The sequence below is a fragment of the Kothea flammea genome, assembly GCF_052161645.1.
Lineage (GTDB): Bacteria > Planctomycetota > Planctomycetia > Pirellulales > Pirellulaceae > Laterigemmans.
Window position 1 is genome coordinate 2,618,749 of the sequence record NZ_CP197414.1, and the last position, 23,489, is coordinate 2,642,237.

The 23,489-nt window shown below is 55.6% G+C and carries 18 protein-coding genes and 20 tRNA genes; 8 read left to right on the forward strand and 30 right to left on the reverse strand.

The window, feature by feature from the left end; translation table 11 throughout:
• The first annotated feature begins 19 nt into the window (after nucleotides 1-19).
• The 4 genes from brxL to SH139x_RS09605 are packed head-to-tail and all read left to right on the forward strand — an operon-like array spanning nucleotide 20 to nucleotide 6,654.
• Nucleotides 20-2,083, forward strand: a complete 2,064-nt coding sequence (brxL, locus tag SH139x_RS09590) for a BREX system Lon protease-like protein BrxL (protein WP_488355044.1) — start codon at nucleotides 20-22, stop codon at nucleotides 2,081-2,083.
• Nucleotides 2,068-3,498 carry an ApeA N-terminal domain 1-containing protein gene (locus SH139x_RS09595; protein WP_488355045.1) on the forward strand — a complete coding sequence of 477 codons (1,431 nt, stop codon included), beginning with the start codon at nucleotides 2,068-2,070 and terminating at the stop codon, nucleotides 3,496-3,498. Before brxL ends, SH139x_RS09595 begins: the two co-directional genes overlap by 16 nt.
• A 1-nt stretch (nucleotide 3,499) precedes the next feature.
• A complete protein-coding gene (locus SH139x_RS09600) occupies nucleotides 3,500-5,611 on the forward strand; it encodes an AAA family ATPase (protein ID WP_488355046.1) in 2,112 nt (703 codons plus the stop codon).
• A 5-nt stretch (nucleotides 5,612-5,616) separates the two neighbouring features.
• A complete protein-coding gene (locus SH139x_RS09605) occupies nucleotides 5,617-6,654 on the forward strand; it encodes a 5-methylcytosine restriction system specificity protein McrC (protein ID WP_488355047.1) in 1,038 nt (345 codons plus the stop codon).
• Between the two features lie 58 nt (nucleotides 6,655-6,712).
• On the opposite strand, the gene SH139x_RS09610 is transcribed toward SH139x_RS09605, so the two are convergent.
• Nucleotides 6,713-8,386 carry a TROVE domain-containing protein gene (locus tag SH139x_RS09610; protein WP_488355048.1) on the reverse strand — a complete coding sequence of 558 codons (1,674 nt, stop codon included), beginning with the start codon at nucleotides 8,384-8,386 and terminating at the stop codon, nucleotides 6,713-6,715.
• Nucleotides 8,387-8,469: 83 nt separating this feature from the next.
• On the opposite strand from SH139x_RS09610, the gene SH139x_RS09615 reads away from it, so the two are divergent.
• The gene (locus SH139x_RS09615) at nucleotides 8,470-8,817 is read left to right on the forward strand and encodes a four helix bundle protein (protein ID WP_488355049.1); all 348 of its coding nucleotides are present in this window, start codon (nucleotides 8,470-8,472) and stop codon (nucleotides 8,815-8,817) included.
• 457 nt (nucleotides 8,818-9,274) lie between these two features.
• Here SH139x_RS09615 and SH139x_RS09620 read toward each other — a convergent pair whose 3' ends face one another.
• From SH139x_RS09620 to SH139x_RS09650, 7 genes are all read right to left on the reverse strand, one after another.
• On the reverse strand, nucleotides 9,275-9,646 hold the full coding sequence (locus tag SH139x_RS09620) for a hypothetical protein (protein WP_488355050.1): 372 nt from the start codon (nucleotides 9,644-9,646) through the stop codon (nucleotides 9,275-9,277).
• An 873-nt stretch (nucleotides 9,647-10,519) separates the two neighbouring features.
• A tRNA-Cys gene (locus tag SH139x_RS09625) sits at nucleotides 10,520-10,590 on the reverse strand.
• 31 nt (nucleotides 10,591-10,621) lie between these two features.
• Nucleotides 10,622-11,002, reverse strand: a complete 381-nt coding sequence (locus SH139x_RS09630) for a hypothetical protein (RefSeq protein ID WP_488355051.1) — start codon at nucleotides 11,000-11,002, stop codon at nucleotides 10,622-10,624.
• Nucleotides 11,003-11,410: 408 nt separating this feature from the next.
• Nucleotides 11,411-12,217: a hypothetical protein gene (locus SH139x_RS09635; RefSeq protein WP_488355052.1), complete on the reverse strand. Its 807-nt coding sequence runs from the start codon at nucleotides 12,215-12,217 to the stop codon at nucleotides 11,411-11,413.
• A 71-nt stretch (nucleotides 12,218-12,288) separates the two neighbouring features.
• Nucleotides 12,289-12,360: transfer RNA gene (locus SH139x_RS09640), tRNA-Arg, on the reverse strand.
• 12 nt (nucleotides 12,361-12,372) lie between these two features.
• A tRNA-Ser gene (locus SH139x_RS09645) sits at nucleotides 12,373-12,462 on the reverse strand.
• Nucleotides 12,463-12,471: 9 nt separating this feature from the next.
• A tRNA-Ala gene (locus SH139x_RS09650) sits at nucleotides 12,472-12,543 on the reverse strand.
• Nucleotides 12,544-12,875: 332 nt separating this feature from the next.
• Between SH139x_RS09650 and SH139x_RS09655 the strand changes: the two genes are divergently transcribed.
• Nucleotides 12,876-13,241 carry an SdpI family protein gene (locus tag SH139x_RS09655; protein WP_488355053.1) on the forward strand — a complete coding sequence of 122 codons (366 nt, stop codon included), beginning with the start codon at nucleotides 12,876-12,878 and terminating at the stop codon, nucleotides 13,239-13,241.
• Between the two features lie 9 nt (nucleotides 13,242-13,250).
• Here the strand turns inward: SH139x_RS09655 and SH139x_RS09660 are convergent.
• The 16 genes from SH139x_RS09660 to SH139x_RS09735 form a co-directional block, all read right to left on the reverse strand.
• Nucleotides 13,251-13,324: transfer RNA gene (locus SH139x_RS09660), tRNA-Leu, on the reverse strand.
• 12 nt (nucleotides 13,325-13,336) lie between these two features.
• A tRNA-Leu gene (locus SH139x_RS09665) sits at nucleotides 13,337-13,408 on the reverse strand.
• 11 nt (nucleotides 13,409-13,419) lie between these two features.
• Nucleotides 13,420-13,490: transfer RNA gene (locus SH139x_RS09670), tRNA-Ala, on the reverse strand.
• Between the two features lie 127 nt (nucleotides 13,491-13,617).
• Nucleotides 13,618-13,700: transfer RNA gene (locus tag SH139x_RS09675), tRNA-Ser, on the reverse strand.
• A 21-nt stretch (nucleotides 13,701-13,721) separates the two neighbouring features.
• Nucleotides 13,722-13,796 (reverse strand) — tRNA-Glu (locus SH139x_RS09680).
• Nucleotides 13,797-13,874: 78 nt separating this feature from the next.
• Nucleotides 13,875-13,947, reverse strand: a tRNA-Asp gene (locus SH139x_RS09685).
• Between the two features lie 15 nt (nucleotides 13,948-13,962).
• Nucleotides 13,963-14,038 (reverse strand) — tRNA-His (locus tag SH139x_RS09690).
• Between the two features lie 2 nt (nucleotides 14,039-14,040).
• Nucleotides 14,041-14,115, reverse strand: a tRNA-Gln gene (locus SH139x_RS09695).
• 111 nt (nucleotides 14,116-14,226) lie between these two features.
• A tRNA-Asn gene (locus tag SH139x_RS09700) sits at nucleotides 14,227-14,301 on the reverse strand.
• Between the two features lie 7 nt (nucleotides 14,302-14,308).
• Nucleotides 14,309-14,381 (reverse strand) — tRNA-Met (locus tag SH139x_RS09705).
• Between the two features lies 1 nt (nucleotide 14,382).
• A tRNA-Gly gene (locus tag SH139x_RS09710) sits at nucleotides 14,383-14,453 on the reverse strand.
• A gap of 57 nt (nucleotides 14,454-14,510) precedes the next feature.
• A tRNA-Thr gene (locus SH139x_RS09715) sits at nucleotides 14,511-14,581 on the reverse strand.
• A gap of 16 nt (nucleotides 14,582-14,597) precedes the next feature.
• Nucleotides 14,598-14,670: transfer RNA gene (locus SH139x_RS09720), tRNA-Lys, on the reverse strand.
• A gap of 82 nt (nucleotides 14,671-14,752) precedes the next feature.
• Nucleotides 14,753-14,825, reverse strand: a tRNA-Ile gene (locus tag SH139x_RS09725).
• Between the two features lie 273 nt (nucleotides 14,826-15,098).
• Nucleotides 15,099-15,171: transfer RNA gene (locus tag SH139x_RS09730), tRNA-Pro, on the reverse strand.
• A 42-nt stretch (nucleotides 15,172-15,213) separates the two neighbouring features.
• Nucleotides 15,214-15,285: transfer RNA gene (locus SH139x_RS09735), tRNA-Phe, on the reverse strand.
• A 454-nt stretch (nucleotides 15,286-15,739) separates the two neighbouring features.
• Between SH139x_RS09735 and SH139x_RS09740 the strand changes: the two genes are divergently transcribed.
• On the forward strand, nucleotides 15,740-15,928 hold the full coding sequence (locus tag SH139x_RS09740) for a hypothetical protein (protein WP_488355054.1): 189 nt from the start codon (nucleotides 15,740-15,742) through the stop codon (nucleotides 15,926-15,928).
• Nucleotides 15,929-15,934: 6 nt separating this feature from the next.
• On the opposite strand, the gene SH139x_RS09745 is transcribed toward SH139x_RS09740, so the two are convergent.
• Genes SH139x_RS09745 through SH139x_RS09755 form a run of 3 tightly spaced genes read right to left on the reverse strand, consistent with a single transcriptional unit; the run spans nucleotide 15,935 to nucleotide 18,485 of the window.
• Nucleotides 15,935-16,642, reverse strand: coding sequence for an FkbM family methyltransferase (locus SH139x_RS09745; RefSeq protein ID WP_488355055.1), 708 nt, complete (start codon nucleotides 16,640-16,642; stop codon nucleotides 15,935-15,937).
• Nucleotides 16,643-16,656: 14 nt separating this feature from the next.
• Nucleotides 16,657-17,970, reverse strand: a complete 1,314-nt coding sequence (locus SH139x_RS09750; RefSeq protein WP_488355056.1) for an alpha-mannosyltransferase — start codon at nucleotides 17,968-17,970, stop codon at nucleotides 16,657-16,659.
• Nucleotides 17,967-18,485 (reverse strand): hypothetical protein, encoded by a 519-nt coding sequence (locus tag SH139x_RS09755; protein WP_488355057.1) that lies wholly within the window; start codon nucleotides 18,483-18,485, stop codon nucleotides 17,967-17,969. The genes SH139x_RS09750 and SH139x_RS09755 overlap by 4 nt, the downstream gene beginning before the upstream one ends.
• Nucleotides 18,486-18,673: 188 nt before the next feature.
• Between SH139x_RS09755 and SH139x_RS09760 the strand changes: the two genes are divergently transcribed.
• On the forward strand, nucleotides 18,674-19,255 hold the full coding sequence (locus SH139x_RS09760; RefSeq protein ID WP_488355058.1) for a hypothetical protein: 582 nt from the start codon (nucleotides 18,674-18,676) through the stop codon (nucleotides 19,253-19,255).
• Between the two features lie 289 nt (nucleotides 19,256-19,544).
• Here SH139x_RS09760 and SH139x_RS09765 read toward each other — a convergent pair whose 3' ends face one another.
• The 3 genes from SH139x_RS09765 to SH139x_RS09775 all read right to left on the reverse strand — a co-directional run bounded on the left by SH139x_RS09765 (nucleotide 19,545) and on the right by SH139x_RS09775 (nucleotide 23,481).
• Nucleotides 19,545-20,213, reverse strand: coding sequence for a hypothetical protein (locus SH139x_RS09765; protein ID WP_488355059.1), 669 nt, complete (start codon nucleotides 20,211-20,213; stop codon nucleotides 19,545-19,547).
• 9 nt (nucleotides 20,214-20,222) lie between these two features.
• A complete protein-coding gene (locus SH139x_RS09770; RefSeq protein WP_488355060.1) occupies nucleotides 20,223-21,005 on the reverse strand; it encodes a hypothetical protein in 783 nt (260 codons plus the stop codon).
• Between the two features lie 142 nt (nucleotides 21,006-21,147).
• The gene (locus tag SH139x_RS09775) at nucleotides 21,148-23,481 is read right to left on the reverse strand and encodes a phage tail tape measure protein (RefSeq protein ID WP_488355061.1); all 2,334 of its coding nucleotides are present in this window, start codon (nucleotides 23,479-23,481) and stop codon (nucleotides 21,148-21,150) included.
• Nucleotides 23,482-23,489 lie beyond the last annotated feature (8 nt).

A 23,489-nucleotide genomic window follows, 5' to 3' on the forward strand; every position in this document is an offset into this window, starting at 1 on the left:
CCGGCAATAAGGTATCAATATGACTGCAACGACTTTAGAAATGGACGACCTGGACCGAATGTCGGCCTCCGTCTTCGACGGATATTTGGTCCGAAAAGACCTCGTTCGCAAGTATGCTCGCCAGTACCCAGTTCCGACCTACGTGGTCGAATTCCTGCTGGGACGTTACTGCGCGACGGTCGACGAAGAGGAAATCGCTGAGGGGCTGCAGATTGTCGAAAAGCAATTGCAGAACCGCACGGTGAAGACCGGGCAGGAAGAGGTCTTCATCAAGCAGGCTCGCGACAAAGGATCGGTAAAGCTGATCGACGTTGTGAAAGCGAAGCTGGATACGCGCGCCGATTGTTACTATGCCGAGATCCCCAGTCTGGCAATCAAGGATGCTTTGATTGAGGACAAGCTTGTCGACGAACACGAGCGAATGTTGACTGACGGTTTTTATGCCGAGCTCACACTCGAATACGACGCGGTGGTAGCCCAGGAAAAAAATGGCCGGCCGTTCCGCATCGCTTCGCTGCGTCCCATTCAGATGTCCAAGTCGGACATTTTGGATGTGCTTAAGCGCGGCCGAGCTGAGTACTCGACGGTGCAGTGGATCGACTTTCTAGTCCGGTCGATTGGGCTAGAGCCAACCGAGTTATCGGATCGAGCGAAGTATGTCGTTCTTTTGCGGATGGTTCCGTTTGTCGAGCGAAACTACAACTTGGTTGAACTAGGACCACGTGGCACGGGAAAGAGTCACTTGTTCCAGCAGATTTCGCCGTACTCGCATTTGATCTCGGGCGGCAAAGCCACCGTTGCGAAGATGTTTGTCAACAATGCAAGCGGACAACGCGGTTTGGTTTGTCAGTACGACGTAGTCTGCTTTGACGAAGTCTCTGGCGTTTCTTTCGACCAGAAAGACGGCGTCAACATCATGAAGGGCTACATGGCATCGGGCGAATTCAGCCGCGGCAAGGAAAGCATCCGGGCCGAAGGCGGAATCGTGATGGTCGGCAACTTCGATGTCGATGTCGAACAGCAACAACGCATTGGGCACCTGCTCAGCCCGCTGCCGCCAGAGATGCGAGACGATACTGCATTCCACGACCGCATTCATGCATTCGCACCGGGTTGGGATTTCCCAAAGCTAAACCCGAACCAACACCTAACGAATCATTTCGGCTTGGTGAGCGATTTCCTAAGCGAATGCTGGACCAACCTGCGGATGCTCAGCCGCGTCTCCACATTGCAGAATCGAGTGTTCTTTGGTGGCGCTTTGAGCGGCCGGGACATCGAGGCAGTCAACAAAACGATCAGCGGTTTGTTGAAGCTAGTATTCCCCGATCCGCAGATGGAGGTCTCCGATGAAGACCTTGAACTGATGGTCCGGTTGGCTTTGGAATCACGCCGCCGCGTGAAGGAGCAACAGAAGAAGTGTCTGAAGAGCGAGTTTCGCAACACGCACTTCAGCTTCACGTTGGGCGTTGACGGTGTCGAGCAATTTGTCGCAACACCGGAGCTACACAGTGACGCCGCGATCGACGGCGACCCGCTACCACCGGGCCAAGTCTGGGCAATCAGCCCTGGATCTCAGGATGCCGGCCCAGGACTGTATCGACTTGAGGTCACGTCGGGACCAGGAAGCGGCGTTCGCATATTGAACACCCCCACGCCGCCGGCGTTTCGGGAGAGTGTCAAGATCGGCGAGCAAAACCTCTACACCCAGAGCAAGCAACTGGTCGGTGACCGCGATCCGCGAGCGCATGAATTCTCAATTCAAATGCGTGCAATGGACAACGACCACAGCGGTGTCGGTATCGGCTTGCCTACTTTGATCGCATTGGCCAGTTCGTTACTCGAACGAAGCACCAAAGGCGGCATGATCATTGTCGGCTCACTCAACCTTGGCGGCAGCATCGAAATGATCCCCAACCCAGTCGCGATCGCCGAAGTTGCAATCGAAAAGCAAGCCACCACGCTTCTAATGCCCGTCTCAGCCCGCAGACTGCTTAACGATTTGCCCGACGAGCTTTGGACGAAGATCAGCATCGAGTTTTACAAGGATGCACAAGATGCGTTCTTCAAGTGTTTGATGGATTGAAGCAAGCTAGGAAGAACTCAAGAATGCAAGGCGACTACTCGCTATACGACCGCATCTCTAAGCACGGAATCTGGTGGAACCCCGAATCACCAGATGAGTGCATACGAGGCGACATCAAATACGACGGGGACCGACTCCGGCTGAAGCTTTATGGCGCTTTCGCCGGCACGGATTCAATTCACATCAACAGGGAATTGCCAAGGATTCTGGGACGGTGTGGCAACGAAGATGTGACTCTACTCAATTGCCATCTAGGGTCGCGTCAGAACATTCAGAGCGCATCCATAACCACTGAATGGCGACCAAGGTTTGCCATTATAGGGCTTCACGTTACATCGGGTGGTGGGGCGCTGTTTGACGAAGCACAAGTGCGTTTTACTGGCTTAGAGGACTGGATCGGCGATCGCCCATTCACTGATTCAACTCGACATGAACACAGCGATCCACTCGTGACTTTCAAGGTAGAACATCGCCATGCTGAACCCCGTGATTTCGACGTGCAATCACTTGACGCGCAAATTGGATTGACAGCAAATTGCACTCAGCATGGATCCGGATACGAGATAGACCTTGAGCATCGCTCCTACGTTCGCATCACTCCAGCGGACCCGAAAAGTCTCGACTGGTTCATCGGAGTACAGCATCAGTTCCAACGAATGCTCTGCTTCTTTGCGGATTCGAGCGTACAGACTCTTTCAGTACGATTGTTTCAGCAAGGTGAAACAGAATTTGACCGACCGAACGGATGTGTGTTGTGGTCCGCGATTCAGGGAAAAAACAACTCCGATCGACTTCGCAGGGGAATGCTAATCAGTTACCCCGACATCGCCTCGCGTTTCAGCGAAGTGCTCGACATCTGGTTCAGGAATGGTGAACGTCTGAGACACGTTTACGACCTGTTTTTTGCAGCGACTCAACGAGAGACAATCTATCTCGATCAAGACTTTCTTCAGCTTGCTCAGGCGATTGAGGTGTTTAGCCGGGTTGCGAGAGGAGGGAAATATCTTCCGGAAGATGAATACCAACAGGTTGCAGATCAGCTGGTCGATGCTATCCCAGAAAATACGGAAAGTTCGTTGCGACAAAGCTTGAAATCAAGGATTCGATTTGGAAATGAATTCTCGCTACGAAAGCGAATTGCCGAGTTGCTTCGAGGACTTGATGAAGAAACAACGCGTTTGCTGACAACCAGCCCAAAGGACTTTGTTGCTAGAGTAGTAGATACACGGAACTACTTGGTGCATTTAGATGATGCCTCCCGTGGCAATCCATTCACCGAAGAAGAACTGTTCCAAGCGATGCAGCGATTGCGGGCATTGCTAATGATGTTGCTGATGTTGGAACTGAAGTTTACCGAGTCGGACGTTCGCCGAATCGTGGGCAGGTCGTCGCTACTACGCAATGGGGCTATCTAAAGTGTTCTCCTGGAAACCCATTTATCGTGAGATTGCAGACAAGCTTCCCGAATTCAAGGATGACAACCGCAAGTTGGTCGAGCTGATGGTTCGGTTGCACGATGCTGGTCTGAAGGTTTCTTCCGTCTCCGACGAGTATCCGGAGGGCACCAAGGTCCCGCTTGACGAGACGGATCCGTTCTCATTCATGGCGATTTTCAACCGCGGAGTAACAGACGAGAATCGAATAGCGATTCTCAAAGCAATCAAAGAAGAGTGGGAGCTCACTTCAGAACTCCCAAGCGATTTTGACGGGATACCACTCGTTAATTCGCAAAACAGCTGGTTCATGCCGTACAAGTACAAACGCACGGCAGAACATGTTCCTACACTTTGGAGGTTTTTTGGTCACATCATCGCGATCGATGGCCCCGACGAACTCGACACAGATCTCTTCGACCAATGTAAGGCACTAAATCGTGTCGGTTCCGCTTCGCTCACGATGGGAATGTTCTGGTGTAGACCCGACGTCTGGATTTCCGTGGACAAAAAGAATCGGGCGATTGCGGCAACGAAGGAGATCGATTTCAAAATCAAAACCGGCGAAGACTACATTCGATGGCTCCGCCTCGTGAAAGAGGCGTTTCCTATCCCAACGGTTGAGTTCTCGCATCAGGCTCACTTGGATTTCGTTGCCGTTGATCCTGACGACGAAGAGGAAGATGGCGAGGACTTAAGTTCGGACCGAGAATATTGGCTTCTCGCGCCCGGCCAGGGCGCGACGCTGTGGGATGTCTGGTACGAGCGAGGGATTGGTGGGCTCGGCTGGAACGACATGGGTGACTTGGCCGAATATGACTCGAAACAGGCCATCGCGGAATACATGCCGGAACTGTGTCCTGATTCGGGGCCTGCCCATGTCGCTCAAATGCTTTGGGATTTTGCTCACGTAATGAAACCCGGCGACATTGTTTTCGCCAAACTCGGACTGCACAAGATATGCGGTTGGGGCATCGTTGACGGCGACTACACCTACGATGAAAACGAAGAACCGTTTCACAACCTTCGCAAGATCGACTGGCAAGATGCCACCGAGATCAGCATGCCAACTGGTAATCAGTTGCCGTTGAAGACGCTAACTCGCATGACTGGCAAACGCAAATTCTTGGATCCGATGGCGGATGCCTACGATGGTGTGCCGGGATTAGAGCGAGGTGGCGGAACTGGCGATGGCTCTAGCGGAGGCCGCATCGCCGGCACGGAGTACAGGCTATCCGACGCGATGGAAGATCTATTCATGCCGGTCGAAGAAGTCCAGCAGTGTGTAGAGCTTCTTCGGCACAAGAAGAACCTGGTCCTCCAAGGCGCTCCGGGGACTGGCAAGACATTCGTCGCCAAGCGGCTTGCGTACCTGTTGATGCAACGCAAAGACAATTCACGCGTTCAGATGGTCCAGTTTCACCAGTCGATGACGTACGAGGACTTCGTGCAAGGCTACAAACCTTCGGTCGATGGTGGATTTAAGCTGGCAGACGGGATGTTCCATAAATTCGTCTCGGCGGCGATGGCGAAGCCCGATGTGCCGTTCGTATTTATCATCGACGAAATCAATCGCGGAAACTTATCGAAGGTTTTTGGCGAGCTGATGATGTTAATCGAGCCTGATAAGCGAACCTCGGATTTTGCAATCCCACTGAGCTATTCATCGGATCCAGAGGCGACATTCTATGTGCCACCGAACGTGCATCTGATTGGGACCATGAATACTGCGGATAGGTCGCTGTCGATGGTCGACTACGCTCTACGCCGGCGATTCTCCTTCGTTGATCTTGAGCCGGGGTTCCAATCGCCAGTATTCGCCCAGCACCTGATAGATGCGGGAGCATCGGAAGAGTTGGTTGCCGAAATTCGTCACCGGATGAAAACGCTCAATCATGCGATCAAGAGTGATGAATCGAACCTTGGGAGGGGCTACCAGATCGGGCACAGCTTCTTCGTTCCGTCAAATGGCCAGATGGCTGACGAGCAATGGATGAAACGCGTGCTGGCCTTTGAGATCAAGCCGTTGATCGAAGAATATTTCTGCGATGACCCCGCTGGCCGCCAAACGGCAATCGAAACGATTCTTGGGTAGTTCCAGTGCCTGTATCCAGCATTCCCATCCAGAACGTTTATTACCTTCTTGCCTATGCTTGGGATCATTTCCGTACGGCCGATGAAGTGGACGTCGACCAGTCCCAATGTCCCGACGCCCACAATCTGCTCGCAATGTTGCTCTGCGGCGGGATTCGTCGATTAGCAACCAAGGGAATGGACAAAAATTACTGTCAGTTCACCGAAACGACTCCGCGTTTGCGAGGTCGAGTAGACGTTCTGGCAAGTCACCGCCGAATGACGCACGCTTCAGGCAAGATGATCTGTGAGTTCGACGAATTGACGGCCGACACCCTGCCTAATCAGGTTCTGAAAGCTACATGTCGACGGCTAATCCGATCGTCGATGCAATTGAGCACCGACAACCGCAAACAAGTGCGGCATTGTCTCGATCTTCTGGCCGATATCAGTGAAATCCGACTCGCGAAGCGAATGTTTCACCGGATTCAGTTACATCGCAACAACCGACACTATCGGCTGTTAATGCACGTTTGCCAGATGCTTCACGAACTGTTTCTTCCTGACCAGCAATCGGGAACTCACCGTTTTCGTCACGTACTGGACGAAGAGACGGTGATGCATCGCGTCTTCGAATCTTTCATTCGACATTTTGCAGCGAAGCATTGCCCGGATGCGAAAGTCTCAGCTATGAAGATCGCTTGGGATGGACAGTGGGACGACGAAGTCAATTCGGTGTTGCCAACGATGCTCACCGATGTGACGCTGAGCCGTCCGACACGGAAGACCATACTCGACTGCAAGTTCTACAAGGAAGCTTTGGTGACTCGCCACAATCGCCTCCGCCTCCATTCATCGCATCTATACCAATTGACAGCCTACTTGAAAAACAAGTCGATCGACGAAGGATGGGAATCCGTCGATGGCATCCTGCTTTACCCTGCCGTGAATCACCATCTCGATTTGTCTTTCTCGCTGCTTTCCCACAACATTGCGATCCGCAGCATTGACCTGGATCAAGATTGGCCGTTGATTCACCAACGTCTTATCGACGTTCTAAATTAAAAACGCCCGCGGGGAGATTGCTCCTCCGCGGGCGTTTCGGTTTTGTTCGCCTTTCGGCTTACAGTTCTACGGACTCCACTTCGCGGACGAAGCGGGATGCGTCGTTTTCTAGGAACGATGAGACGACATTGAACACGGCGTCACTGAAGCCGCCGATGTTCAGGATGTCGTCTCGCTCGGGTGCCTGGCTGGTTCCGTAGGGTTGGATGTCGATGCAGACCAGCTTCGGATCGGCAACGCCATGTCCACGCTGGATCTTCTTGAACTTCTCCCACTGCGTCATCACGCCGGTCGAACCGTTTTGGCCGTAGCCAAAGCGATGTCCCGAGGTGATCCAGCTTTCGTTGTCGCTGACCAACACGATGCCGGCGAAGGCTTGCTTCGCGTATCGCGTGTTGGCTTCGACAAATGGCAACGAGCAGTCCGTTCCGCCACCACCGTACTTCGACAAGCGTGCTGACAGTGACAAGATCGTATCGCTTGGATCGACCTTTGCCTTGTAGGCTTGCGTATCGAATGGAATCACGACGCTGTCTGGGTTGCGACGCAGGATCGCTGCTGCGAACAGTGCCGCAACATCGACGCATCGCATCTTCGACGTTCCACCCCTTGGACCATTGTTTGGGGCACGGTTTCCCGTGACTGGGCAGCCCATTGAACCCGACGTGTCGAGTCCGATGATGACTGGGCCAGGCAGCGTTGGCACGTTTCCGCACGCGATCTCGGCAGCGTCATGCAACGCCGTCTTGATCTTGCTTGGAACCTCGTCCGATGCGTTCATGTAAGCCGCCAGGAACTGGTACGGGAACTGACGGCTGCGAGCGATCGCTTCGCGGTCAGCCAGTTGGCCGGCCACGTAGTCAATCATCGCGTTGTCGGTTCCTGCGAATCCGAGGATTCCAGGCTTCTTGAACACGTCGTGACGCAATAGCGTGTTGAGGTTCATTCGCAGTGCTTGCGGTCCCATTTGTCGGGCAATCGCCTTCCAAACCAATGGTCCCTTGGCTGCGTCGGCTAGCAAGTCCCATCGAACTTGCAGGTCGCCGGCGATCAGCGTTTGGGCTTCGGCCGTGTCGGCTGCTCGGTAGGCGACTAGTGACTGCACCGTCGAAGGCAGGCTGTCAGCCGTAGCTGGTGCCCACTTCTCGACTGGCTTGTCCGTCAACCATCCGAACAACGCTCGACGTGCGTCGTCCTTTGGCGTTGGACGTGCCATTCGCAAGATGTCTCGCAGGCTCGGATCGTTACCGATCGAAGCTGAAAGCAACTTACCAACAGACGCGTCGTTGAGCCAACGTTGGAACGCACGCTGCAGCGAAGACGACAGGCCCTTGCGACCGAACTGCCCCGAACGAGTCATTTGGAAAACGGTGCGTAGAACGCGGCCGTTGTCCGCGACTCGGTCGAAGACTTGGTGCATGAGCTTGGTGTCTCGCGTTGACAGTACGACCAGCAGTGCCGCCGGCATGTCCTTCATGTAAGCACGCTCACGTGAGTAGACAGCCAGCTTTGCCAGGAACTCGTTATCGTCGATCTCGTCGATCAGCTTTCGCATTGCGTCGAGTTGGTTTTGTGCGGACGCGTAGTAGACGTTGCCGAACGTGCCGGTCGCCGCCATTTGGGCAAGCGCGTGCTTCGCTGACAGCTTGTACGCTGGGCCGCCTGCTTCGTTGACGACGGTCGCTCGTGGCAGGACGCTGGTGATGCTTTGGAACAGAGACTTGTTAACCATGATGAAGTTTGAAGAGAGAAGGGTGAAGTTTGAAGGAAAGGGCACTATGCTGAAGCGTCTCTAACACGCACGAGAGGTTGACAATGAAGAGCGATCTACCAGAAAGAACGTTCGCGTTTGCGGATCGAATTGTCAGGTTATGTTTGGTTTTGGAAGACGGCGGGCGGGTATCCACCACGCTGGCGAATCAGTTGCTTCGAGCAGGCTCTTCGGTCGGCGCGAACGTCGAGGAAGCCCAGGGTGCCGAGAGCAAAAGGGATTTCACCCACAAGTACTCAATTGCCTGCAAGGAGGCACGCGAGACCCACTATTGGCTGCGTTTACTCGCCGCGTCCGAAGTATTGCCCGGTGCACGACTAGAGCCGTTGACGACTGAAGCGAATGAACTGATCGCGATCTTGACGACGATCATCAAGAAGTCTCGAGAATGAACCTTTCAAACTTCCAACTTCACTCTTCAAACTTTCCCCGTCTTGCCACCGCGTGGAAACGCCCCGAACGAAGTGGGGCCGTTTCGCAGCACGATGGTTTTGTGTTGTTGAATCGAAAAAGCACTCGGCGAAGTGTTGGTCAGAGACCCGTGTCGCTTTCAAGAAAGCTGGCGGGGCGGGGCTCGAACCCGCTGGACCTTTCGGTCGTGCCATGTACTCCGAACCGGCAGCCGAGTGTGTTTCGATGTGTTGTTATCTGTTGAAGTAGTGATGCACTGTGTTTGCCTCGATAAAGGGCACGATCGACGAAGTTGTGACCAGAGGGTTTTACGGTGCTCTACCACTGAGCTACGGCGCTGCAATCTTGCGAATGGCAGTTGCGCCGGTGGGACTCGAACCCACGACACCCGGCTCCTGAAGCATGTACTCCGAATCGGCAGTCGATCATGTACGCTTTCTATTTCGTTTTCTTTTTGGTGGTCTTTCCCATTTGTTTCCAAAGGGAACGGCCGTTGTCGCGGTCAAGCCGGACGAGTTGTTGCTGTCGTGTGTCGAAGGCGATCAGGTTTCCCTTGGGACGCTTCGCGTAAACGAATGGCAAGCAAACGGCGACGACTTTGTGCGGTTCGCCGGCTGCGCGTGGCAGGTAGCGAAGTCGTACGAGTTCGTCGATGGGTTGCGAGATTCCTGAGCAGTCCCATAAGTAGGACGGAAGCTCGATGATCTCGCTGAGGATGGTGACGTAGTCACCTTTGGCGATGTCTTCGCCAGCGATCCTTGCCGCGACGGTCGTCACGGTTTTGGATCGGCTTTCGGTTTTGGTTTTCATGTTCCCGCAATCGTTGAAAGAATGATTTGTGCATGTCTGGTCTCCGTTTGCCGCGAGCTCGGATTACTCGCGGCCAGTCGTAATGGCGAAACAGGAAAATAGAACACGCATAGTTCAGTCTCTCGAGTCGATTTGGGAAAACGCGACAGAGGAAGTTTGAAGAGTGAAGAGTGAAGAGTGAAAGTCGTGTTCGTTTCAAACTTCACCCCTCACTCTTCTAACTTCAATGATGTACTCCGATACGGCAGTTAGTCGTGTGTTGGTTGTGGGATAAGCTTCAAGTTTGTCGACTGCATAAAGACAGGCAAGCGGCCTGTCCCACGGGGTGTTCTGTATAAAAACGATTGACGAAGTTTGTTAATCAGACGTTTCGATGCTCTCCCAACTGAGCTACAAAGCGGACACAAGGTTCGCTTTGGTGGGAATCGAACCCACGACCGTCGCGTGATGTAGTCCAATCAGGCAGTCAATCGTGATTTTTAAACGCGGCGACGAAGTGGTGGTTCAGATCACAAGCGTGTAGGAATCGAACCTACCGATCGTGTTGCCACGATCCCCAGACTCACTGGACGCAATCATTGGTGGATGTAGTCCAAACCGGCAGTCACCGTGTATTTTGCTCGAACGAAGTGGTTGCTGAGTCGTTTAGGAGCGTCCGTTTTCGGCTATCGCCGATCGTTGACTGGCACCTTTGTCTGCGAGAGACTCCGGTGACGTTCACTAGCCGGTCGCCCGGCATCGCTACCTTAGGCTCCTCGTATGTAGACCCAAACGGCAGTTCAAGCTGTCTTGGTTTGCGACGGATCGACGAGGTAACAGCTCAGATGATTCACATTTTCAAGATGTAATCCGAGCCTGCAGTCGATTCGTCAGAAACGCTGGTGGGAGTCGAACCCACTTAAACCGGGTTGCAGCCGGCCGCCTAGCCATCTGGCTCCAGCGTTATGAGTCACCGCCGGATAGGCGGCGACCGTGTTAATTGTCGTTTTCCTTGTCCTTCAGTTGAGTGAGCTTAAAAGTTGCTTCCACGACTCCCTTGGCAACGTGCGGCGAGATTGAGGCTGTTTCGTCACTCTCATTCAGGACGAGACGCGGGGTCGATGGCTTGAATCGCAAATCGTCGATGTAATTCGTCGTGTGGAAATCGTCGATCGGACGCAGCAGATCATCGCCGCTTCGAGACATCAGCGAGCCGATGTCGTCTGAGCTTCTAATGCATGCTCGTCCGACGTCATCGACGCTGTTGACTCCGATTCGGGCAACATCGTCGGCGCATCGACCGAACATTCCCAGCAAAGCAAGCAAGCCGACACCAGCGCCGTGGGCCAATGCGTTGTCGTTGTCGTTCTTCGTCATTATCGGCCTCCTTTCGCGGCGTCGCGTTGTAAGTGTTCTCGCCAGGAATTGAACCTGGTCTACGACCTCCGCAAAGTCGCGTGCGAATCCAGCACACTCCGAGAACGTTTGAGTAACCCGCCCAGGAATCGAACCTCGTCCGACAGTTTCGAAGACTGCCATGCTGTCCAGCACACCCGCGAGTCATTTGATTGATTACTTAGTCACAAAAACTGACACCTAGGTTCGCACCAGCCTTGGGCATGCCCAAAAGTAATTGCAGTCAAGAGCGGTGCCTCTCTAAATCGAGCCACGTCGGCGGGAAAAGTCGCGTGACTTGAGTCTTGAGCGGTGAGCTAATACTCAGAACTCATCGCTCACGACTCGCGACTCTAAAAACGGCTCGCCACCGTGGTGGAGAGCCGCGTGTTAATCAATGAATGCGACGTGCCGCATTGCGATCGATTCGTTTTCAGTGTTCATCAGGACTTGGTGCCATCCGTTCAAGATGATCGTCTTGTGATCCGGATGACGCACACGTCCTCGAACGAACACGCTTGGGTTTCGTCGCTGAGCCACCCAGTGCAGATGACGAAGCTCTGGTCGACGGCTAATCATCTGCCGACGCTGAAGTTCCGTTACACCGCTCGGGTGCTGATTGCTGACGTAAACCAGTTGTCCTCCCTGCCGAACCAGCTCTTCGCACATGTGCGGCTTTCCACCGCCACGTGCAATCGGCTCGTTTCGCAACGCCAATCGCTCATCGACAGAGCCTTGGTTCTCAACCGGAACGAAAAACCATTCACCTTGGCGAATGAACGCTTCGTTACGTCGGCGGTTCCGCTTCCGCGGCTTCACGCCGAGACGATTTTCGAGTGCCCGCACCGAAGTCGGTTTGAGCGCGTCGAAGGCTGTCTTCACCGATGAAACCGAAGCTCGCTCCGGAACGGCCGCGACGAACCAGTGCCGTTCATCGTGTCCGCAAAGGAACTTGTGCTTTCTGTCGTCTTGACGCGACATCAACAGCAGGTGCCGCATCGAAGGCTGAACGTCGATCACTTGCGTTTCAGCCACCAACTTGGGCTGGATTGCTAGATCGAAGAACTCGCCCTCGGCGTCGTTGCCGATGTCGATCGAGACTTCCGGAGGGGTTCCCCAGCGTCTGGTGATCGGAGGGTGGACTTTTGCTCGAGCACCAATCCGCATGAATTGACGCTCGATACTCTGCATGCTCATGACAATGCCTTTCAAAAGTGTCAAACAAGCGGAATAATGCCGGCAGCCAACGTGACCGCATACTTCGGCAGTAGCCCGACCAGGAATCGAACCCGGAACTTCTGGTTAGAAGCCAGAGATGATGTCCTTTTCACCATCGAGCCATTTCAAACAAGCGGAAGGCGAGGGAGTCGAACCCTCAAGGCACCATCAAGATGCTCGCCCGGCTAGCAACCGGATACCGTCGCCGATCGGATTGCCCTTCCGTCAATGAGTGGACCGAAAGGGAATCGAACCCTTCCACCGACTTTGCAAAAGTCAGTCGCCTCCTTGGAACATGTCAGCCCAAATGAAGTGTGAAGTTTGAAGAGTGAGGTGTGAAGTGTGAAGTGTGAAATGGGTTCGCGTCTTTTCAAACTTCACCCTTCACTCTTCAAACTTCATCAGTAGCGGGTTCGGGGGTCGCACCCGACGGTCCAGGCTTATGAGGCCCGGATGAGCCTGGCTCACCCGCATTGTTGTTCCGTGCTTGATAAGTAGCCAAGGCGAAAGTTGAACTCGCACGCCTCTGTGGGTACGATACTCTCGTGACTGCGTTTTACGCAGTTTCCACCACTTGGCTGTGTCAGTTATTTCTTCGCGTGTATCATGGAGAAACGCGTACTGGAGAATTCTTTTGATGCCACTGTACTTATTGGTCTTTCTCGCTGCAGCCGTCGCTCTCATTTGCCTGGGTGTGCCGCTCATTCAACGCCGAGTGCCGCCAAACCATTGGTATGGATTCCGCGTTCCTAGCACGCTGGCGGATGCAAACGTCTGGTACCCTGCCAACGAGTACGCTGCGTGGCAGTTTGTTTGGCTCGGCATCGCGGGGATCGTCGTTGCCATTGGGGCATATCTGATCCCGGGCATTCAAACCGATATGTATGCGTCCATCATCGGTGTGTTCTATCTGGTCGGAGTGCCTTTTACCGTTGTCCGGTCCTTCGTGTTCCTGCATTCGCTGACGGCTGACAAATCAAAGAAACGGTCGCACGAACGTTGATTTTCGAAGTACTACGGGAGGGAGTCGAACCCTCAAACACGAACGTTTGAAATTCGCCGCTTTGCCGGTTTGCGTACCACAGCATGTTGATTCAGTACTGAGGGCGGGAGTCGAACCCGCAAGCACTTGTTCCTAAGACAAGCGGCTCGCCGTTGGCCTACCTCAGCGTTTGCAAAAGTGGAGCACCGGGGAATCGAACCCCGATTTTCTGCGTGCAAAACAGACGTCCTCCCGTTGGACGAGCGCCCCGAATGAAGTTAGTAGAAGAGTGAAGGGTGAAGGGTGAAATTGGTTCGCGTTTCATTTTCAAAATTCACTCTTCAGCATTCAAACTTCTCAACGCCTCCCGTGTGGAAACGCTCCCAAGTTGATCAAGCGGATGCCGTGGGACTCGAACCCACAACGGTTTGACCCGCAGCTGTTTTCAAGACAGTGCCCTCATCCGGCCGGGTGACTTCCGAGTGTAGCGAGTGCTCGCAGTGACGTGAGCGGGAATCGAACCCGCGGACTCCTGGATGAAAACCAGACGATTCTGCCAACAGAATCTACCACGCCGAAATAGTCCGTAGTCTTTAGCGAATAGTCTGTAGGTCTTTGCTATGGACTAACGACTATCTGCTAACTGCTATCAAGCGATGGCAACGGGAGTCGAACCCGCAGCGACTTGATAGACAATCAAGCTTCCTTCCCAGAGGAAATTGCCACCGAAAATGTTCGCAAGGGTGACCAACCGGAATTGAACCGGCGACAAACTCATTCACAGTGAGTCTCTGGAAACCAACACCAGATCTGGCCACAGCACCGGAGACTGGAATCGAACCAATGAACTCCTCGTTCAGAGCGAGGTGCAGCGACCAACAACTGCTACTCCGGCATACATCTAATTTGCAAAGCACTCCGTCCGGGAATTGAACCCGACCTGCGAGCTTCAAAGGCTCGCGTCGCGACTACGCGCCGGAGAGAAATACCATCCTTCGATTGAAAGCTCCGGCGGCAGGGATCGAACCTGCGACTAAGCGATTAACAGTCGCCCTCCCGTACCAGCACAGGACCCACCGGAATGTAAGTGGCGGGAGACGGACTCGAACCATCGACCTCCAGGGTATGAACCTGGCGAGCTACCAACTGCTCCACCCCGCAAAGCGCCCAGTGGGAGTCGAACCCACACTTCCGCCATGGCAAGGCAGCAGGCTACCGCTACATCATGGGCGCAAAAAATTGCATCACTACCAATATGTCAAAGAGCGCGGATGCACGAGGCATCCAAAGAGCACCGAGTCGGAATTGAACCGACGTCCCCTCGTTACGACGGAGGTATCTTGCCGCTAGACGATCAGTGCTTGTTGTTCATTTCAGTGGGACCGGTGAGAATCGAACTCACATCGCTCGGATTAAGAGTCCGATGCATTACCTTGTCTGCCACAATCCCAAAATCAGCTGTGAGTCTTGAGACGCAAGTCTTGAGATTTCATGCTCAAGACTCATCCCTCAGGACTCGTGTCTCTCGTCAGTCGGCGTGGCGGGAATTGAACCCGCGACCGTCGCCTTATAAGGACGCCGCTCTCACCCCTGAGCTACACGCCGATGTGTAGCGATGGGGCCGGAGGGAGTTGAACCCTCACCTACACGACGACCAACGCGTCCTGCGTCGGTGCCCGAAGTCCGCCATGCTGCCAGTTACACCACAGCCCCGATATTCAATCGCGGCTATGCGTTTCGAGCAAATTAGCATTTCAAACTTCTCCCTTCACTTTGCAAACTTCCAGAGTGGTAGCCCCGAGGATCGAACTCGGCACAACCTCGTTATCAGCAAGGCCTGGACAACCAGCCCTCGACTACCACGTTGCCGCTAAAGAGTCGGACACCTCGGAGTCGAACCGAGACCCTCCTGGTCCCAAACCAGGCGTGCTTCCATCTGCACCTGTATCCGATTTGTGTTACCGATTCCGTCGGCGCGTATCTTCCTTGTCAGTGGGCCGGGAGGCGCTCGAATCCTCGTCTGCGGTTCTTCAGACCGCCGCTAGACCGTCTCAGCTACCAGCCCAGATTGGGTTCGTTGTTGGGGTTGTGCGTTCAATGCGGACACGAAAAAAGGCCCGATGTCTGCGTGACACCGAGCCTTCACGGAGAAAGCATTCGCTTGAAAGCGGGTGTCACATCAGACGCGGATACGTCAAGGCATTACCACTCTTCGACGGTTGGCCGCCGAAGGAGATGCCTTCGTGTATGGGTTCGAGTCGCTTGGATTGAATATTCATTGACATCAGAAAGCCCGTTGTGTGCTTGTCGTTAAATGTGACTGGTGTGTCCGGGGAGATAGACGCACTCATACCCAACTGGTTCGCGAAAAAAATCGACTTCTCAAAAAGAGATGTTCCATTGTCCGCAACGCAAGCTCAAGCAGTGTGGAAAAGCTGGCGCGGGTTGGTTGCCAAATCAGCGTGTTATGTTAGGCTCGATGCACTGAACATGAACTCCTCAAACGGAATAAGAGACTCATGAAACTGACAGAGTTTTACAACGAAGTTGCCAAGCGTGCCGACACGGATAAAACCGCGATCAATGTTGCGGACACAAAGCGAGTTCTATCCGAAGCGTTTCTGCTGCTCGCCCAGATGGATGCCGCCGATCTCTCCGACACCATCGCGAAGGGAGTCGCCCAAGCGAAGAAGAAATTGAACGCTTGAGCGTCTTTATCCAGCATGGCTGCGATGTGCCAAGAACATGCCGACTTCATGTGGGTCGTTAGGGTCGATGTGGCTGGCGTGGGTAGAGGCAAGTGCGGCTTTTAGCAGGCCATTACTCGATTTATTGTGCCATTCGCCTCGGATCCAGCCGACTTGGCTTAGCACACCGAGTCGCTCGAGTTCTGGCAGGATCACGTATTCGGCTCCTTCGCAGTCGAGTTTTAACAGGTCGACTTGCGGGATTCCGAAGGCGGTGAGGGATTTCCAGAGTTCGGCGGTGGTAATCGCCGGGACTTCGACTCCGAAATCCCCAGGCCGCTCTTCTAGGTCAGCCCACAGGCTGGGCACGTACTCGCCGACTCGGCTGTGGGAAACGGATGATGACAAGAGCGTGGTCTCGGACGTCTCGGTGACGGCTGCGTTGATGAGCCGGAGCCGGTCGCTGGGAATATGCGACGTGTTTTTTTGTAGTAACGCAAAGCTCTCGGGATGCGGCTCCACGGCGACAATCTTTGCCGCTGGCCAGTACTGATGGCACAACACCGTGAAACTGCCAACGTGGGCTCCGATGTCCACGATCGTGCGGACTTCGTGCTGGCGCAAGGCCGCGATCTGGTACTCGTCTTGGAAGACCGCGTTGGCGTGCTGGATACTGGCCGGCTCAATGTGAAAGTCGCGGCCGAACGCCTTGTAGCAAACAGCGAATGGTTCCATGGCTGCCTCCCTGGTTATGCGGTGAGAATCGTAAGCTCGATGGGCATGCGCTCGTGCTCCAGCCAGTGGCCTCGCCAGATGCCATCGGGCCCGCGGCGCAGGTGACAGGTCGGGCGATCAAGCCTAGAAATCGTGAGCACAGGTTGACCGTCGACCTCGTTCACGTGCCAGACGCGTTCGCACTCCGCCGCTCCTTCGCCAATCACGCGACTGGATTCGAAGCCAATCGTTCGCTGGTCATGGCCCACTCGCTCGTACTTAGCTCGCTTGCCGGTCAGCTCTTCGATGACTCGTTGTTCATCGGTTGTCGGCTCGTCGTTTTGCCACAAAGTGCCTGACCAGCGTCTGGCTAGCTCGGCGACAAAATCAAAGCACAGTTGTTCGTTCGCCAGCGACTCATTGAAACGATTGCCACCGAAACGCCATTTGTCTTGGCAGCGATGCTGGAAAATAATCTGGCCCCGGAAGTCGAACTGCACGATCGTATGCTGATTCCAGCCAGGGCCGGCGGCGGGCATCGCGTACTGGCTGCCAACTTTACGCCAGCCCAAATGGAAACACTCTTTGTCACCGTACACGTGCTGGAAGGTAAAGTCGGAGTGCTCGGCGTACCAGAGGGCCGTTTGTAGTTCAGCGGCACAGCGGCGTTTATCGATCAAGTATTGCCCGGACTCGAAGGCTCGCTCATGCATGGCAACCTCCGGCTCGGCCATGTCGGGCATGCCGAAAATCTCCCACACGTCCGCCTTCAATGTCCAGCAGGCATAGTCGGGCCAGAAGATGGCACCATGCTTTGCCAGTTCCGAAGAGTCGAATAAGTAGCTCGGGTCGGCAACCACCCCGTTGTCAGCATCCAAGAATAAGACTTGGGCGAAGGGGGAATGCAGTGTGGAATACAGTTTGAGCTCCCAGCCGCAAAGAATACGTGCTGGATGTTCCCGCTCCAACTGCCGCGCGTCGACGCACTGGACATCATAATCGCCCAGCAGCCGTTTCATGTAAGGATCGATTTCGCCGTCGCCCAAGTACCAGAGCTGGATTGGCAGCGTGCAGCCGAAATGCCGCAAGAGCCGCACGTTTACCCAGACGCTGGGAAAGTACTTGAGGCCACCGCCAGCGATGACGATGCCGCGGTCAATTGGATAAGTCCGCCGCGATGGTTTTAAGTCAATGACAAAGCGATCTGCCAATCGCTGGTGCGCTTCGATGACGTTTGCCCACGTTGCCCAGCCACTGGGCCAAGGTCCCGGCGGACAAGTTTCGATCAGCTCAATCATCTGATCGACGGGCAATTGAGGGGTGGCTTCCAGGCAGCGGTTGATACTCATTGGCCTTCCTTGATAGTCCGAGCTTTGTTGACCGCTCGGCGTAGCGCCCGAGCGATGAGCTGTTCGCGAAGTGGCAGCCAGCCAGCCGCCGGCACGGATTGCTCCCAGCGCTGGGCCATTTGCCGGGCGAGTTCGCGGTATTCGCCGCGCACTTGCCGGCCGGTCTTCGTGTTGAGTCGAGCGCGGAGCTGAGCACAGGCTTGGCACTGAACGGTGGGAATCAACCAATCTAAATGGAGTCGAGCGAGTCGCCGGCGAGCCCTCTCGATCTCTTCGCCAAGGCAATCCCCAATGTGCGAATAGCCGGCTGCCTGCTGGAGCAGCGCGTTCGCTACCGGCAAGCCGGCAGTGCGTCGCGCTTGCACAGCCAAGCCGCAGGTGACACGGTTGTGAGCTTGCGGATTTGGCTGTCGCTGACAGGCACCACATGCTGCCTCATCGACCGAAATGGGAAGCCCGCTGAGGTCACTAGCAATCTCACAAGTTCCATCGCGTTTATAAGGACATGCCACCATCGTCCGCTCCTTCGCAACCGGTGTAGATGAGTTCGCCGAAATAACTCCCCGGCGGCAAGTCATAGCGCGGGGCACAGGTGCAGAGCGGCACGAAGGGGCCCTCGGAGGTGTCGCAAGGGTCCTCGACCGCAACTGGCTCCCACGAGAATCCGTTCCACTGGTAATAGCAGGGGCAACAACAAGGCTCAATGGGCTGCGAGCTGCCAGAACTTGAACCGGCGGACGATGTGCTACTGCCAGAGGAGCCGCTACTGCCAGAGGCTCCGGAAGATCCGCTGGTCCCCGTACTGCCTGTTGAGCCTGAGCCGGCTTGCGAGCCACTGGTAGAACCATCACCTGAGGATCCACCACTGGAGCCGACCGCGCTACCAGAGCCGCTGAGGCCCGAGGAACCTGACAGGCCGGATGAATCGCCAGAGCTTGATTGGCCGCTTGACCCTGATTGCCCACTAGAACCAGAGTCGCCCGACGAGCCGCTTGAGCCACTGGAACCCGACGAGCCACTGGAACCCGACGAGCCGCTGGAACCTGACGAGCCGCTGGAACCTGACGAGCCGCTGGAGCCTGACGAGCCGCTGGAGCCTGACGAGCCGCTGGAACCCGACGAGCCGCTTGAGCCTGACGAACCCGAGTTTCCCACAACGCCGCTGCTGCCCGCTGTGCCGCTCGACCCTGACTGGCCGCTTGATCCTGAAAAACCACTCGTGCCCGACGAACCACTCAGTCCGCTTGAGCCCGATGAGCCACTGCTGCCACTGGAGCCCGAATAGCCGCTCGACCCCGAGTAGCCTGAATAACCACTGGCTGAATGCGGGCAACAGACCAGCGCATAAATCGGCAACTGATCGAAACCAACATAATGCGTAAGATAGCGACCAAGCTGAGGAAAATCACATCGCGAGATCGCATAGAGCGGCACGCTGCCAGCCAATCCTAGAAAGTGCCCCAGCTGACGTGGTGGCAAGACAGCGCCCCGCAGCTCGCCACAAGTCGCCGCGTAGACTGGCTGCTGATCTCGCTGGCCCAGATGTCGGCCCAAGTATCGCTGCGAACGAAGCGTCATGCGTTGGCGTCCAGCACTTTACAAGGAAAGCGATTGCCCCAGCCGCCACTGCTAACATCATAGCGCTGCACGATCCCTGGATAAAAACCATCCTCGTCGGGCTGGTTGCTGGTGATATAAACCACCTCCTCTTGATTGGAATCATCAAACCGCACCATCGCCCAGCGGAGCGGCAAGCCATTCTGCTCGATCCATAACACGCGAAACGGACCATGCGGGACACTGCGGAGATGATTTGAGGTGCCGGTTAGCGGCTCGGCACAATCATAGACCGTCCCCGAGACGGCAATCCGAGCGGCGATCACACCCGCGACCACGGCCGTGCCGATCGCGCCGGCAGCCAAAGGCTCGGTGAGAATACCCACCGCTCCACCCGCCACAGGTAGTCCCGCACCGAACGTGGCTTGTCGCTGGAACTCGGAAAAATTGTCGCCCGGCCCGACCAGCGGCGCAAGCAAGCCGACCACATCAAACTGGTTTCTCGCTTGGCCCGTTTGATTGCGGACTTTGGCAAGCGTCGGTTGTCGCAGTCCATCAGTCACGCCCGACTTGCGATCAAACTTCGATTGCTCGTGAGCGCGAGCCGCATCGAGCATCGCGTTCCAGGTGGCGGCGGGCAAGCGAAGTGGCTGGCCGGACGTAACGGGCTGAAATTTATCGGACATGCGGCGGCCTTAGATCCCCAGTCCCAATAAACCCAGGTCGCCGTAGGGATAAACCCGCTCGACGTAAAACGCTACTGGAATCTTGATCAAGGCATTAGAGTCCACTTCATCCTGAAAGCGGACCCAGAGGTATTCCCAGCCTTCTTTGCTGACCAGTAGATTGCCAGGACCAATTGGTTGGTCGATGACGTTCGGAGATGCGGCAAACTTAAAGGTGATCGCCCACTGTTCCTTGCCACGCTTCGAGCCGCTGGCACCGAGGAACAAGACTTCTCCCTTGGCAAAACCCTTATAAGCTCCGCCGTTAACGCGTCCAGTGAGCTGAAAGATTTGGTACTTGAACGCGGGTGTGACAAGCAGGCCATCATAATAACGCGTCTCTGAAAACGTGAAGACGGGAACGGTAACATCGGTCCCTTCCACGCGGTTTTCACTGACGTTGATCGCCCCTTGATAGTCGGGCGCGGCATAGCCAGCCAGCGAGGTTCGCTGCAATGTGGCCAAGCTTGTCGCGATCCGCTGGGAGCCACCCGAAGTGTCAAACTCGTAGTCGGCCGGGTTGCCCTGGAGACCGTAACGCACCGTGGCGTTCCATACTCCGCCGCCAAGCGGCTCGGTCTGAATCGATTCGCGGTCCAGCTCCAGATAAACCTCGGGAGAAGTGCCCGCGACAAGGTTCACAACCTCAGTGTCAGACTCGGTTCCACGCACTTGATACAGCAGCTCGACCGCCGGATCATCGCCTGCGGTTGTCGCGCGAGAGTCGAAGCGTTCGGTGATGGTGGGTGTCATGGTGACGGAGTGGTAAGATGCAAGATTTTAGGAATGAGCGAGGTTCTTATGGTTGCGTTTGCTTCGCAAAGGAGTGTTGCTGTTGACTTTCGGCGGAGCGAAAGGTGACTTTGTACTTTCGACGGAGCGAAAGGCGACTTTTTTAGCTGTATTCAATCCCGTTGTTTTCAACGGCCGTGATTAGCTTCTTGGTATTGGCGGCAGTCGCCTCGGCAGCACGCAGGGCACGATCCGAAAGGCTGTCGGCTCCGAGACCCCGGATTGCGAACGCATTGAACGTGCTCTTGGTTTCCACAGCTTGCTGCTCGGCGGCGACCAATTGAGATGACTGGGCCAGCGCTTGCTGTAGTGCTTTCATGCTTGGCCGATTTGCCGATGAAGAGCCAGCTGAATCGGCATTGGCCGACGGGTCTTTCAGTGCCGCAACGGCTTCTTGCCAATCCTTGCGGGTTGCGGCCAGCTCCGCGGCGGTTTGCGCGAGAGCCATCTGGCCTGCTCGCTGGCGGGCGGTTTCTTCATCAGCTTGGTTCTGCCCCAAGATGTCGGCTCGACCTTGACGCTGGGCCTCGATCTCGGCGCGCCTTTGCCGTCGCTGTCGCTCACGCTCGCTGATCTGACCGAGCATGTTGTCGTTTGTTGCTTGCTGCTGGGCGGCCACCTCTTGGTTAATCTGTTCGACTTCGGCTTCGACGTTGATGTCGGAATCGAACAGTGACTTGAGCCTTACCCAGGCCTTTTTGATAAAGCCAACAGTGGCATGCCAAGTCTTGGTTAGCGAGCCGGCGAACAACGACCAAGCATCCCCCAAGAACGCCAGCGTCTCAACCCAAGCCACTTCGATTGCCGCCCAGCCATCGCTGATCACCGCGGCCACGCCAAAGATCATGGCATCGGCTGTGCCGAGGAACACATCCTTGAACGCCAGCCAATAACTCTCCAGCGTCTGGATGCCACGCTGCCATTCCAGCTTGAGTGTGAGCCAGAGAATCTTGCCGGCCGCCGCCACATCACCAGCCGCCAATGCGCGTCCGATCGCGCCGAATGCCTCCGTGGCGGTGGACTTGAGAGCGTTGAATTTTTCACCGAGCCAGCTGAGTGCCTGCCCGCCCATGCCCGAAGTATGCAGCAAGTAAACACCTAGCGAAACAACCGCGGCGGTGGCCAATCCCAGCGGCGAAAGCAGCGTCCCCAGGACGATCCCGATTGCCGAGATCGTCGCGCCGACCAAACTTAGCACCGCTAGAAATCCGCCGATCACCGAGCCGGCTGCACCGAAAGCCACACCAACTCCCACGAGCGCCGCCCCCACCGCCAACACGGTCAGCGTGACTTTGGCGATCGACTTGGCGGCCTCATGATGCGTCTCAATCCAGCGGATCACCGCTGAAAGTGTCCCAGAGATTGCCTCCGCCGCTCGTTGTAGCGGTTTCTCGATCGCTTCGCCAAAAGCAATCGCCACTCCCTCGGCTGCGCTTTTAAGAATCCGAAACGCACCACCAACACCAGCGTCCATTTCCTTGGCGGTCTTGGCTGCGGCTCCTCCGGCATTGACTAATTGTTCATAAAGCTCACGCGTGTTGGTCACCGATTTGCCAATCGCCGAAGCTGAAGTGATTCCCAGCAGGCCAAACACTTCTTGAAAGCGGCGAGCCCTTTCGCCCGTTCCCAAGTTCGCCGTGGCATCGGCCACATCGCCCAGCAAGTCGACCAGCGGACGCACGTTACCGGCCGCGTCCAGCGTGGCCACACCGAAGACTTGCTGGAACTTCTTTGCCTCAGCACCACTGAGCGTTAGCAGGCGCCGTAGTGAGGTGCCCGCGTCGCTTCCTTGGATGCCCATGTTGCCGAGCGAGCCAAGAATCGCCAACGTATCCTCCAGTTGCATGTTGGCGTCGGCCGCGACGGGGGCTGCGTATTTTAGCGCCTCGCCGAGTGACTCCACGCTGTTGAATGATTTATTGGCAGCCGCGGTCAAGCTATCAGCAACCCGAGTGGCATCTTCAGCTTGCAAGCCAAACTGACGAATAGTCGCCGCCATAATGCCTGATGCTAGGGTGGCTTCGGTACCGGTGGCGCGTGCCAGATCCATCACGGCCGCAGTCATCTCGGTAATCTGGGAAGGATTAAAGCCAGCCCGTCCCAGCTCGGTCATGAGATTGGCGACTTGCGTTGCCGAAAAGCTTGTCGATGCGCCCAGTTCTTTTGCTCGATCTCGCAAGCGTTCAAAGTCGCGACTACTAGCCTGCGTGACCGCGCGGACCGAGCGAATGGCGTCATCGAAGGTGGCAAAGACGGCGGCGCTAGCGGCCATCGGGGCAGCGGCCGTGGTGCCGAGTCCCAGCAACTGGCCGCCTATGAGCCGCGCACTGTTGCCAAAATCTTGCAGCTGTCGCTGCGCCGAGCGGAGTCCCTTTTGGAGTTTGCCGTTGCGTGTGGTGAGCTCCACGTAAGCGGCACCAGCTTTGACTGCGGACATATTAAATA

Bases quoted from the DNA above. Each gene is read 5' to 3' on its own strand.
- SH139x_RS09655 (WP_488355053.1), top strand. From the start codon at position 12,876: ATGCCACTGTACTTATTGGTCTTTCTCGCTGCAGCCGTCGCTCTCATT.
- SH139x_RS09740 (WP_488355054.1), top strand. From the start codon at position 15,740: ATGAAACTGACAGAGTTTTACAACGAAGTTGCCAAGCGTGCCGACACG.
- SH139x_RS09755 (WP_488355057.1), bottom strand. From the start codon at position 18,485: ATGGTGGCATGTCCTTATAAACGCGATGGAACTTGTGAGATTGCTAGT.
- SH139x_RS09750 (WP_488355056.1), bottom strand. From the start codon at position 17,970: ATGAGTATCAACCGCTGCCTGGAAGCCACCCCTCAATTGCCCGTCGAT.
- SH139x_RS09760 (WP_488355058.1), top strand. From the start codon at position 18,674: ATGGGCTGCGAGCTGCCAGAACTTGAACCGGCGGACGATGTGCTACTG.
- SH139x_RS09620 (WP_488355050.1), bottom strand. From the start codon at position 9,646: ATGAAAACCAAAACCGAAAGCCGATCCAAAACCGTGACGACCGTCGCG.
- SH139x_RS09615 (WP_488355049.1), top strand. From the start codon at position 8,470: ATGAAGAGCGATCTACCAGAAAGAACGTTCGCGTTTGCGGATCGAATT.
- brxL (WP_488355044.1), top strand. From the start codon at position 20: ATGACTGCAACGACTTTAGAAATGGACGACCTGGACCGAATGTCGGCC.
- SH139x_RS09630 (WP_488355051.1), bottom strand. From the start codon at position 11,002: ATGACGAAGAACGACAACGACAACGCATTGGCCCACGGCGCTGGTGTC.
- SH139x_RS09775 (WP_488355061.1), bottom strand. From the start codon at position 23,481: ATGTCCGCAGTCAAAGCTGGTGCCGCTTACGTGGAGCTCACCACACGC.
- SH139x_RS09610 (WP_488355048.1), bottom strand. From the start codon at position 8,386: ATGGTTAACAAGTCTCTGTTCCAAAGCATCACCAGCGTCCTGCCACGA.
- SH139x_RS09745 (WP_488355055.1), bottom strand. From the start codon at position 16,642: ATGGAACCATTCGCTGTTTGCTACAAGGCGTTCGGCCGCGACTTTCAC.
- SH139x_RS09635 (WP_488355052.1), bottom strand. From the start codon at position 12,217: ATGAGCATGCAGAGTATCGAGCGTCAATTCATGCGGATTGGTGCTCGA.
- SH139x_RS09770 (WP_488355060.1), bottom strand. From the start codon at position 21,005: ATGACACCCACCATCACCGAACGCTTCGACTCTCGCGCGACAACCGCA.
- SH139x_RS09765 (WP_488355059.1), bottom strand. From the start codon at position 20,213: ATGTCCGATAAATTTCAGCCCGTTACGTCCGGCCAGCCACTTCGCTTG.